Source organism: Geomicrobium sp. JSM 1781026 (genome assembly GCF_041949955.1).
In the GTDB taxonomy this organism is placed as follows: Bacteria; Bacillota; Bacilli; order Bacillales; family Marinococcaceae; genus Geomicrobium_A.
In genome coordinates this window covers 20,955-33,055 of record NZ_JBHFQF010000010.1, presented here as the reverse complement: position 1 = coordinate 33,055, position 12,101 = coordinate 20,955, and the positions used below count along the sequence as shown (strand labels likewise).

General features: G+C 43.6%; 9 protein-coding genes and 1 other annotated feature. Of the genes, 8 read left to right on the top strand and 1 reads right to left on the bottom strand.

The annotated features are described in order from the left end of the window. Positions 1 to 552: 552 nt before the first annotated feature. Positions 553 to 1,278: a YaaC family protein gene (locus ACE1TF_RS16610; protein ID WP_193744767.1), complete on the bottom strand. Its 726-nt coding sequence runs from the start codon at positions 1,276 to 1,278 to the stop codon at positions 553 to 555. A 161-nt stretch (positions 1,279 to 1,439) separates the two neighbouring features. Here ACE1TF_RS16610 and guaB point away from each other — a divergent pair, with 161 nt between their 5' ends. From guaB to opp4C, 8 genes are all read left to right on the top strand, one after another. Then, on the top strand, positions 1,440 to 2,897 hold the full coding sequence (gene guaB / locus ACE1TF_RS16605) for an IMP dehydrogenase (RefSeq protein ID WP_375018437.1): 1,458 nt from the start codon (positions 1,440 to 1,442) through the stop codon (positions 2,895 to 2,897). A gap of 124 nt (positions 2,898 to 3,021) precedes the next feature. Beyond that, complete coding sequence (locus ACE1TF_RS16600; protein ID WP_238544735.1) at positions 3,022 to 4,371, top strand: D-alanyl-D-alanine carboxypeptidase family protein; 1,350 nt, start codon at positions 3,022 to 3,024, stop codon at positions 4,369 to 4,371. A gap of 46 nt (positions 4,372 to 4,417) precedes the next feature. Continuing rightward, positions 4,418 to 4,646, top strand: a binding site (T-box leader). 48 nt (positions 4,647 to 4,694) lie between these two features. Next, positions 4,695 to 5,966: a serine--tRNA ligase gene (gene serS, locus ACE1TF_RS16595; protein WP_042402271.1), complete on the top strand. Its 1,272-nt coding sequence runs from the start codon at positions 4,695 to 4,697 to the stop codon at positions 5,964 to 5,966. A 191-nt stretch (positions 5,967 to 6,157) separates the two neighbouring features. Further along, positions 6,158 to 7,177, top strand: coding sequence for an ABC transporter ATP-binding protein (locus ACE1TF_RS16590; RefSeq protein WP_042402268.1), 1,020 nt, complete (start codon positions 6,158 to 6,160; stop codon positions 7,175 to 7,177). Next, the gene (locus tag ACE1TF_RS16585; protein ID WP_042402319.1) at positions 7,152 to 8,153 is read left to right on the top strand and encodes an ABC transporter ATP-binding protein; all 1,002 of its coding nucleotides are present in this window, start codon (positions 7,152 to 7,154) and stop codon (positions 8,151 to 8,153) included. The genes ACE1TF_RS16590 and ACE1TF_RS16585 overlap by 26 nt, the downstream gene beginning before the upstream one ends. A gap of 91 nt (positions 8,154 to 8,244) precedes the next feature. After that, positions 8,245 to 10,077 (top strand): ABC transporter substrate-binding protein, encoded by a 1,833-nt coding sequence (locus ACE1TF_RS16580; protein ID WP_042402265.1) that lies wholly within the window; start codon positions 8,245 to 8,247, stop codon positions 10,075 to 10,077. An 87-nt stretch (positions 10,078 to 10,164) separates the two neighbouring features. Beyond that, positions 10,165 to 11,130 carry an ABC transporter permease gene (locus ACE1TF_RS16575; RefSeq protein ID WP_042402262.1) on the top strand — a complete coding sequence of 322 codons (966 nt, stop codon included), beginning with the start codon at positions 10,165 to 10,167 and terminating at the stop codon, positions 11,128 to 11,130. Between the two features lie 11 nt (positions 11,131 to 11,141). Next, complete coding sequence (gene opp4C, locus ACE1TF_RS16570) at positions 11,142 to 12,074, top strand: oligopeptide ABC transporter permease (protein WP_375018433.1); 933 nt, start codon at positions 11,142 to 11,144, stop codon at positions 12,072 to 12,074. The last annotated feature ends 27 nt before the right edge of the window (positions 12,075 to 12,101 follow it).

Sequence of the window (12,101 nt, the reverse complement as noted above, 5' to 3'; positions counted from 1 at the left end):
ACACCTGACCCGGTGATCTGTTCCCGAGTTTGCTCATTCTGTTCCCGAGTTTAGGTGAATATATCGCTTTTTCTGCGATTTCCCCCAACTTGAGAACAGTTCGGTCGTAACTCGAGCACAGTTTACACTTTACCAAGCTTCCCATTGGTTCTTGAAGAAATATGGTCACCACCTTGCACAAGCATGTGATGACCTGTCACTTATGTGACCATTCAGCCCTCAAACCGGGAACTTCCTGCCCTCAACGGTCACAAATCGCGATATATGTGACCGTTGACTCTGTTTATGTGCGCATCCACGTTTTGAATCATGATTTTTGTTTCTCAAGTGTCACATTAATGAATATATGGGGCATTTGGACTTGTTTCAACATCATAACCAGTAGGCAGAAACGTGAACCGTGTTGCCCTTATGCTCGGGAGTACAACCATACTCCAGCAGTGGAAAGCAGCAACTAACGGTGCTGAGCAGGATAAGGTTTCGTTCATTCCATATAGTATTGCTCACTCAGCTCCATGCGGAAGGGAACGTTTATAATTCAACATATATCGATCAATCTCTTATGAGATGTTTGCGCATTTCGATTGCAATCTCCTCACAAATGTGAAGTGGGGCGATGCGCAAGTAGTGTTCAATTAGCGGCAGATCAATAGACGAGCGTGATGAAATGAGTTCTCCCCACCATTCGGTTTCATAACGACATATCATGCTCAAATTATAGAGGATTAGATAATGTACGAACAAAGGAGGAAGGTTTCGAGCATCTTTATGTTGGTTTGACAGACGACGATCGTGCTGAAGAATGGCTTTCAACTCATCGAGCTCTCTGAATAGTTTCCCCATCGTAAATCGTTCGCCATCATTCATTTTCACGTGAAACATTTTGCGGTTAAGAAGTGGAAGTAATCCATTTTGTTGAATTTTCACTTCATCATCAATAAACCGATAATCTTTTTTCTTACGCTTTCTCGTACTCACACCGTGTTGAAGCACAGAAGTCGTGGACGGATATTCAGGATCATGAAATAAGACAATAGCTTTCATAAATTCGGTAAAGCTATAGTATAGGAGCAGAGGCTGAATATGGATGTCATTCTGACCGGTCGACGCTAAAAGTCGTCGCGCTTGTAGATACCGATGCAAAAACGGTAATGTATTGGCATACGCATATTTTTTGGGGAGTGGATCGCTAAAACCAACGCGCTCGTAAAGGCTTTGCAATGCGGGTTGCAAATGGTCGGTCGTCGTAAACGCTTGCAAAGTATCAAGTGGTTCCAATGTGAGCACCCCAATCATTGTTTGAAAGTTAGAACTTCTCTTCCTAGCAATAAAAACGTTGGAAAACGTGATAAAATAGGAAAAATACTATTGCTGTTAAGAATTACTGTCCCCGTTTTTGTACAAAATACACGTGTGATCGAAGAAAGGGTGGAGCTTCAATGAGAGAGGATAAGTTTGCAAAAGAAGGATTAACGTTTGACGATGTACTGCTCGTTCCGGCAAGGTCAGAAATTCATCCTAGAAATGTTAATATATCGACGCAGTTGACAAAGAAGCTACCGCTAAATATTCCGATCTTAAGTGCTGGCATGGATACGGTCACTGAGGCTGGAATGGCGATTGCCATGGCACGTGAAGGTGGACTTGGTGTGATTCACAAGAACATGTCAGTGGAAGAACAAGCGGAAATGGTCGATCGTGTGAAACGCTCAGAGAGCGGTGTTATCACCGATCCTTTTTACCTCACAAGAGATCGGCAAGTGTTTGATGCGGAGCATCTCATGGGGAAATATCGCATTTCAGGTGTTCCGATCGTTGATGAACACCAAAAACTTGTCGGCATCATTACGAATCGGGACTTGCGTTTTATTGAAGACTACGCGATTACGATTGATGAAGTGATGACCCAAGATAATCTCGTGACCGCATCTGTTGGGACTACCTTGAATGAAGCGGAGAAGATTTTACAGAAGTATAAGATCGAAAAATTGCCCCTCGTCGACGATGATATGACATTAAAAGGGTTAATTACGATTAAAGATATAGAAAAAGCAATTGAATTTCCTCATTCAGCGAAAGACAGCCAAGGTCGTCTTCTTGTTGCCGCAGCGGTTGGTGTGTCTAAAGATACTGCAGTCCGCGTGAAAGCGCTGGCTGATGCAGATGTTGATGCACTTGTTATTGATACTGCTCACGGTCATTCCAAAGGTGTACTCGATCAAGTGGCAGAAATACGCAGTCAGTATCCGGACATTACACTCATTGTCGGGAACGTCGCTACAGCTGAAGGGACAAGAGATTTAATTAAAGCTGGTGCAGACGTTGTAAAAGTCGGTATTGGCCCAGGGTCGATTTGCACAACGCGCGTTGTTGCAGGTGTCGGTGTACCACAAATTACAGCGGTTTATGATTGTGCACAAGAAGCGGTGAAACATGATGTGCCGATCATTGCTGACGGAGGAATTAAATACTCTGGAGATATTGTGAAGGCTTTGGCAGCGGGTGCAAATGCAGTTATGCTCGGTAGCATGCTTGCCGGAACGACTGAAAGTCCTGGAGAGACGGAGATTTATCAAGGACGTCAGTTTAAAGTTTACCGAGGAATGGGTTCTCTTGGAGCGATGGAAAAAGGAAGTAATGATCGGTATTTCCAAGAAGAAAATAAAAAGTTTGTACCTGAAGGCATTGAAGGTCGAATTGCATATAAAGGACCATTGGCAGATACACTTTATCAAATGACAGGCGGTATGAGAGCAGGAATGGGTTATTGTGGTACAGAAAGCCTTGAACTGTTACGAGAACATGGACAATTTGTGAAGATTACGAATGCATCGTTGAAAGAAAGTCATCCTCACGACGTTCAGATTACGAAAGAAGCGCCAAATTATAGCCTTTAACGATCATTTCCCGGGAAATATCCCGGGACTTTTTTTGTCCAAGCTCGCCTATTCTTTCCGATGCAAATATGGTAAAATTACGTCTGGACAAGTTCAGTGAACTACACCTCGGAGGTGCTAATTAATGATGAAGAAACTTATAACGAAACCGAAACATACATACATAAGCTTGATTGCTGCTACAGCTTTACTCACAACGATAGCAACACCAATATCAGCGGAAGCTCAAAGTCCTGAATTGCAAGCAGACGCTTCGATTCTCGTTGATATGAATAGCGGGGTCATTCTTCATGGTGATGAGATTGATACACAGTTACCGGTAGCAAGTATGTCAAAAATGATGACCGAATACTTGGTGAACCGTGCAATTGATGCAGGGGAACTCTCTTGGGATGATGAAGTATCTGTTACAGATGAAATTGCGTTATTATCGCAAGATACGGTACTTTCTAATGTGTTTTTGCGTACTGATACAACATATACAATTGAAGAACTGTATGAATCGATGGCGATTTATTCAGCAAACGGATCAACAATTGCTCTTGCAGAAGCGGTATCTGGCAGTGAAGCGGCCTTCGTTGACTTAATGAATGAAACGGCAAGTGAATTAGGGTTGGATGATACCGTATTTGTAAACTCTACAGGGTTGAACAATGCCAGCATGCAAGGTTTCCATCCTGAAGGCACGGATGAAAATGCAGAAAATGAAATGTCAGCTCGGGATACTGCGACATTAGCGTACCGTCTTATTACCGAATACCCTGAGATTTTAGATACAGCAAGCATTCCGCAAATGCAATTTCGTGAAGGAACAAACGATGAAATCACGATGCTCAATTGGAATCGGATGTTACCAGGTCTCGGGCAAGAGTATGACGGTGTTGACGGTCTGAAGACAGGCTCGACTTCTCGGGCTGGAAGTGCGTTTACAGGAACCGTTGAGCAAGATGGCACGCGTTTGTTATCGGTTGTCATGAGAACGGAAAGTCATGAAGAACGTTTTAACCAAACAGCAACGCTTTACGATTATGGCTTTGAAGAGTTTGTTGAGACGGAAATGATTGCCGAAGGTGATCAAGATTCTGAACATATGATGCTTGAAGTGCCGAATGGTCAGGAGCAAGAGGTGGCAATTGCAGCGGGTGAACAGCTTGTGCTCCCGATTCAAGAAGGTGAAGAAGAACTATATGAAGTTTCTTTTACGCTTGATCCGGATGCGCTAAATGAAGATGGCACGATTGATGCACCGATTGAAGCCGGGCAAACGGTCGGTTATGCCATGGTCGAGTACCAAGGTGAAGGTGACTACGAATTTCTTACAAATGCCCATGAACAGCGGCAAACTGTACCTGTTGTTATTCAAGAAGATGTGGATCGTTCAAATTGGTTTGTTCTCTCTATGAGAGGAATCGGTGACTTCTTCTCTGGACTTTGGAATCGAACGACGGAGACAATTGGTGGCTGGTTCTCTTAATTTTGATTTCGTGGTATACTCTTTATCATATTGTGTGATACTATAAGCTAAAGCATTGAGAGACAATAGTAACTTCAACGATTTTTCAGAGAGTCGGCGGTTGGTGAAAGCCGGTAAGTTGATTGAAGTGAATCCAGTCTTGAGTGAGAAATGGAAACCATTAAGGCGTAATTTTCTCCGTTGTCCAGCGTTAATGGAGTTGAGCGGATCAGTAGCTAAACGTAACATTAGCGCTGATAATGAGGGTGGCATCGCGGTGATCAATCGTCCCTGTATATATTATACAGGGGCGTTTTTTTTATTTATTTTAGGAGGGAAACATCATGTTAGATATGAAGTACATTCGGCAAAATACTGAAGAAGTGAAAGCGAATGTCCAGTCACAAGGGGTGGACCCAAGAGAAATTGATGAAGCCATTCGTTATGACGAAGAACGAAGAGCATTGATCGTTAAAACAGAAGAGCAAAAGCAAAAGCGTAACGAAATTAGTAAACAAGTAGCTGAAAGAAAACGCGCAAAAGAGAACGCCGATGATCTCATTCAAGCTACAAAAGATGTTTCACAGGCGATGAAGGATTATGATGAACAATTACGCGCGATAGAGTCGAAGCTGCAAACACTTCTGCTTAACATTCCGAATCTCGTACACAAGACTGTACCTTTCGGTGAGAGCGAAGAAGAAAACATCGAAATAAAAACGTGGGGAACACCGACGAGTTTCGAATTTGAACCAAAAGCACATTGGGACCTCGCTACACAACTAGATATTATTGACTTTGAACGAGCGGCGAAAACGACGGGCAGTCGCTTTGCCTTTTACAAACGCAACGGTGCACGCCTTGAGCGCGCGCTAATGCAATGGATGATGGATACGCATGCCGACGAGCATGGGTATACAGAAACGATTCCTCCACAAATTGTTCATGAAGATAGTATGGTCGGTTCTGGTCAATTGCCGAAATTCGAAGAAGACGCATTTCGTATTGAAGGAGAGCCTTACTATTTGATTCCAACTGCAGAAGTGCCGGTGGTGAACTTACATCGAAACGAAATGTTAAACGGCGATGACCTCGACCTCAAATATGTCGCGTACAGCGCATGTTTTAGAGCTGAAGCAGGTTCTGCAGGGAGAGATACACGGGGCATTATTCGTCAGCATCAATTTAGTAAAGTCGAACTCATTATGTATACGAAGCCGGAACATTCTTATGAGGCGCTTACGAATCTCACAGGACATGCAGAACGTATTTTACAAGATTTAGAACTGCCTTATCGCATCCTTGACCTATGCACAGGTGATATTGGTTTTACAGCGGCAAAAACGTATGATCTAGAAGTTTGGTTGCCGAGCTATAACACGTATAAAGAAATATCTTCTTGTAGTAACTGTGAAGACTATCAAGCTCGCCGTGCGAACATTAAATTCAAAAGAGATGCTAAATCTCAAGCAGAATTTGTGCACACATTAAATGGCTCAGGGCTTGCAGTAGGACGTACGATCGCTGCAATTATTGAGAACTATCAACAAGCGGATGGAACTGTCCGTGTTCCAGATGTACTCGTTCCGTACATGGGTGGAAAAAAAGTATTGTAAATAAAAGTAGCACCACACTCATTCTATAGTGGTGCTACTTTATATCTAATCCAAAACAAAAAGTTTGGAATTTTTTGTTGCAATGTCCTATAGACATGATTATAATAAACTCATTCAAATTCAGAAAAAGGAGAATTGTTCTTCCGAACGTTTAAGTCGAATTTTCAGTATTGTCAGATAGAGGTGAAATCATGGCCGATGATGTGCTATTAGAAGTGAATCAGTTAAAAACTTATTTTTACATGGGTGGGAATGTTGCTAAAGCGGTAGACGGTATAGACTTCTCGATTAAGAAAGGAAAAACACTCGCGATCGTTGGGGAGTCAGGTAGTGGGAAGAGTATGACGTCGTTATCCATCATGCAACTTGTGCCAGGTCCTACTGGAAAGATTGTTGATGGGGCTGTAAAACTCTCAGGCAAAGACTTGCTCCAATTAAGTGATAAGCAAATGGAGAAAGTACGCGGCAATGAAATTGGCATGGTTTTTCAAGAGCCGATGACCAGTTTGAACCCCGTGTTCACTGTTGGAACACAAATCAAAGAACCGTTAATGAAACACCGAGGATTGTCAAAGAGTCAAGCGTTTCAAAAAGGGGTTGAGTTACTCAAGCTCGTCGGGTTCCCAAGAGCTGAAGATACGATGAAAGAGTTTCCACATCAGTTATCCGGGGGGATGAGGCAACGGGTAATGATCGCAATTGCCATGAGTTGTGACCCTAAACTGCTGATTGCAGACGAACCGACGACTGCACTTGATGTAACCATTCAAGCGCAAATATTAGACCTAATGAAAAAAGTTCAAAAAGAATTCGATTCATCAATTTTACTCATTACCCACGATCTTGGTGTTGTGGCAGAAATGGCCGATGACATTATCGTTATGTACGGAGGTCAAGTGGTTGAACAAGCGACGAGAAGGCAGTTGTTAAAAACGCCAAAGCACCCGTATACGGTGGGGTTGTTGGAAAGTATGCCTAGCCTAACTTCTAATAAAGAGCGGTTAACATCGATTCGTGGCAGTGTACCACCGGCACATAGTTTTCCAGAAGGATGTCGATTCGCACCACGGTGCGACTTCGCGACTGAAAATTGTACGAAAGACATTCCTGAGCTCGTCAACAATGAAAATGAACATTTGGTTCGGTGCATCCTGTATGCCGAGCAAGGGGGACAACGGTATGACGATGTCACAACCAGTCAAAGAGCCTAACGAAAAAAAAGAAATCCTTAGAGTTCAGAATCTTAAGAAATACTTTCCGATCAAAGGCGGGGTGTTAAAACGAACCGTCGGTCATGTGAAGGCTGTAGATGACGTTTCCTTACATATTTTTGAAGGCGAAACTTTAGGGATTGTCGGGGAGTCCGGCTCAGGGAAATCAACATTAGGTCGAATGATGATGCGTCTCTTAGATCCGACCGAAGGACAGATTACGTTTAATGGCGTTGATATTTCGACCATTCGACAATCGAAGATTCGCCCGCTCCGTAAAGATATGCAGATGATCTTTCAAGATCCGTACGCTTCGCTCAATCCGAGGATGAGCGTTGGGGAGATTATTGAAGAACCGATGCTTATCCAAAAAACGGGATCATCAAAAGAACGGCAAGAAAATGTAATTAGTCTGCTAGAAAGAGTCGGTTTACAACAGGAAGCAAGATATAAATACCCGCATGAGTTTTCTGGGGGACAACGACAACGGATTGGTATTGCTCGTGCACTGTCTACACGCCCAAAGGTAATTATCGGTGATGAGCCTGTCAGTGCACTCGATGTATCGGTTCAATCACAAGTACTGAATCTGATGGAAGACTTGCAGAATGATTTCCAACTTACGTATCTGTTCATTGCCCATGACTTGAGCGTCGTTAAGCATATTAGCGACCGCGTGGCCGTGATGTATTTAGGACGACTGGCAGAAGTGGCGCCGAAAGACGACTTGTACGCCAATCCATTACATCCGTATACACAAGCGTTGATCTCAGCCGTGCCAACGACAGATATTGATGAAAAACGCGAACGAATAATATTGCAAGGGGATTTGCCGAGCCCAGCCAATCCGCCGAGTGGTTGTCCATTCCACACACGTTGTCCAGAGGCGCATGAACGCTGTACGTTGGAGCGTCCGGAAATGACAAAGATGGGAGAAGAACATTACGTTGCTTGTCACTTGTATACACAAAGTTAACACTTAGATCCGTTTAGGGGGTGGTGTACCGAAAGCATGGATGGATTGAATGTTATGCCTAGTGCAGATTAACTAAGGGGGATATGATATCGTGAATCTAAAAAAATGGTGGAGTTTCTTATTAGCACTTACATTCTCAGTGTTACTGTTAGCAGCATGTAACGGGGGCGATGATGAGACAGGCACAGACCCAGAAGAACCTGCAGATGACAACGGGGAAGAGCCTGCAGATGATGAAAATGGTGATGACGATGGTGACGACGACACAGCTGGAGAAGCAAGTGAAGGCGGAAATGTAAACATTGCCTTCTTCTCACCTCCTGAGCATCAGTTTAACCCGATTTATTATACGTCTACTTATGATGCAAACGTCATGGACTTTATTTTTGAAGCATTATTTAGAACGGATGATGAGTTGTTATTGCAACCACATTTGGCAGAAAGTTATGAACTAAATGATGATCAAACGGAAATGACGGTCACACTAAACGAAGGCATTACTTGGCATGATGGGGAAGCATTTACAGCTGACGATGTCGTATTTACGTACGAAATGATTTCTCATCCGGAATATACGGGTGTGCGTGGAACGTATGCAGATAAACTCGTAGGGTATGAAGATTTTCGTGCTGGCGAATCGGATGAATTCGAAGGTGTCACTGCAGAAGACGATCAAACCGTTATATTCCGATGGGAAGAGTCAAGCGTAACACCGGAATTTAATGCAAGTTTCCCGATTATTCCTGAGCACATTTTTGGCGCGGTTGAACCTGGTGAAATCGAGAGTCATGAAAGCTCCATTGCAACGGGTGAAGTTGTTGGAACTGGACCGTTCATGCTCGGAGACTTCGTCGAAGGGGATCAGTACGTGTTGAATGCAAATGAAGATTATTGGAATGGTGCACCAAATTTGGATACGGTAACACTGCAAGTTCGTGACCAAGCTGTTATTACCGGTCTTCTCGAGTCTGGCGATGTGGACATGGTTATCCAACCGGATGGTATTGTGCCAAGTGATGTGGCCTCTGTTGAACAGATGGACAATGTGACTTTGTATCAACCCCAAGACTTAGGGTATCAATATATGGGCTTCAAAATCGGTTATCGCCCATCGGAAGATGTTGAAGCTGGTGTAATTGATACGGATAATTTTATTGAGAATGAAAAGCTAAGTGATGTTCGTGTTCGTCAAGCGATCGTTCATGCTTTAGATCGTGAAGCGATGGTTGGTGGTGAAGACGGTGAAGGTGGCCTTCTTCAAGGGTCAGGTCAAGTGCTTCATGCTCCGTTCCCAGAAGCATCGTGGGCGTTCGATGAAAATGCTGACATCGGTCTTGAGTACGATACAGACCGTGCAATGGAACTATTAGCTGAGGCGGGTTATGAAGATACGAATGGTGATGGTTTTGTTGAAGATCCAAATGGTGAAGAGTACGTACTCACATTGGCTTATCCAACAGGGAATGAACCACGAGAAAATGCCGCAATTGTTATTGAACAACAACTAGCTGAAGTAGGTATCAATGTGAACGTCGATACACCAAGAGAGTTTCCAGCTCACTCTGAGATTGTGGAAAATGATGACCAGAGTATTGATATGTACTTGATGGGTTGGGGCCTTGCATCAGGCGACCCAGACCCTGGAGGAATTTTCACGTCACACGTTCCTTACAACTACACGCGTTGGGTAGATGAAACGAGTGATGAAATGATTCAACGTGGACTTTCTGCACCGGATGCTTTTGAGCAAGAGTACCGGGAGGAAGTATATAGCGAGTGGGCAGAATATGTGTCCGAGCAAGTGCCTTACGCATTCTTATGGTCAATGATTAATAACTGGGCTGCAACAGATCGTGTTGGAGGAATTACAGAAGATCCAGTAACGATGCTAAAAGATCCACATCTGTGGTACGTCCAAGAATAGACGAGAAACACCAGCAAAAGGCGTGTGGTGTGCAAAGCCACCACACGCCTTTTCTCATCATTGGCTTATAAGGAGGTCCAATGTACTATGGCAAAGTATATTTTGCGGCGCTTACTCATCTTTATTCCGATGCTCTTCATCGTAACGATTGTAGTATTTACTCTTGCTACATTAGCACCAGGAGACCCATTAACAGGTCAACAACTTGACCCTACAATTGATCCAGCAGCGCTGGAAGAACGAAGAGAAGCACTCGGATTAAATGACCCACCGCCTGTGCAATACATAAATTGGTTGAGTGAAGTAGCGACAGGGAACTTAGGGGATTCACTGTACTTTAGTGGACGAACCGTCCAAGATTTAATTTGGTCTCGTCTCCCGAATACAGTATATCTCGCGGTTTTCTCTCTATTTATTACGCTAGTCATCGGACTGCCGCTCGGGATATATGCGGCTCGAAAGCAATACACTGCAGCAGATTACTTTGTAACAACATTTGGTTTTTTTGGACTTGCTGTTCCAAACTTTTTCTTCGCTTTATTAGCCGTTTACTTTTTCTCTTTTCAACTTGGCTGGTTTCCAGCGCAAGGGACACAGAGCAGTGCATCCATCAGTGGTCTGGCAGAGTTTTTGGATCGATTGCATCACCTTATCTTGCCCGGTCTCACACTTGGACTTGCAAGTGTTGCCATCTACATGCGCTACATTCGATCTGAGATGCTTGATGTGTTGAGCAGTGATTTCGTCCGGACTGCACGTGCAAAAGGAATGACAAATGGGACTGTTGTGTACAAGCATACGCTTCGAAACGCAACGATTCCAATTATAACTCTTCTCGGTTTTGAATTTGGAACACTCGTAAGCGGAGCCGTTGTTACCGAAGCGGTCTTTAATTTTCCAGGCATTGGTCAACTGTTCCTAACAGGCATTCAAAATCGTGATTTTCCGTTAATTATGGGCATTAACTTACTCATTGGTGTCACAATACTTGTTGGGAATCTGTTAGCCGATATTATGTATGCAGTTGTTGATCCGAGAATTCGTTATGATTGAGGTGGTAGTTGATGAGCGGACCAAGTCCAGGTAGCACAAAGCAAGTAAACACCGAGCCACCAATGCCAGAAGCGAAAGAACAAAAGAAAAGCTATAGTCCGACAAAATTAATCGTGAAACGATTTTTCGCAAATAAATTGGCAGTAGCCGGTGTATTTATGTTTTTACTTGTCGTCATTTTTTCTTTCTCAGCCCCTTTGTTTGTCGAACATGATCCAGCACAAACAAACCCATTAAATACGTATGCAGAACCGAGCTCCGATCATTGGCTCGGGACGAACAGCTCAGGTCAAGACAATTTTGCTCGCCTTGTGTATGGAGGACAAATTTCCTTACAAGTCGGCGTGTTTATCATGCTCATCGTATCTGTGATAGGTGTTGTTCTCGGTAGTATTTCTGGGTATTTCGGTGGTTGGATAGATAGCATTATTATGAGAATTACTGATTTGTTTTTAATCTTTCCGTTTCTATTGCTCGTTCTGACCGTCGTTACAATCTTACAAAATGTGAATGTTGCGATTCTGGTCATCACCCTCGGACTCATCGTCTGGCCAAACATTACGAGGATTCTGAGGGGAACATATCTCACGTTACGTGAAAGAGAGTTCATATATAGTGCAAGGGCGGCCGGCGCGACTGATCTACGCATTATCGTGAAACATATGATTCCAAATGCGATCGGTCCGATCATTGTAAATGCAACAATCATTATGGCGCAGATGATTATCTTAGAGTCTGCACTAAGTTTTATCGGTTTTGGGATCCCTGCTCCGACGCCTTCTTGGGGAGCGATGCTGAACGAAGCGAGAAGTTTAAATATCCTTACGGGCATGCCGTGGGCGTGGATGCCACCAGGCATCATGATCGTTATTACGGTATTATCAATTAACTTTATTGGCGACGGTTTACGAGATGCTTTTGATCCGAAAAGCAGCAGAAAATAAATGCCCGCTTCAAGGAAGGAACGACGT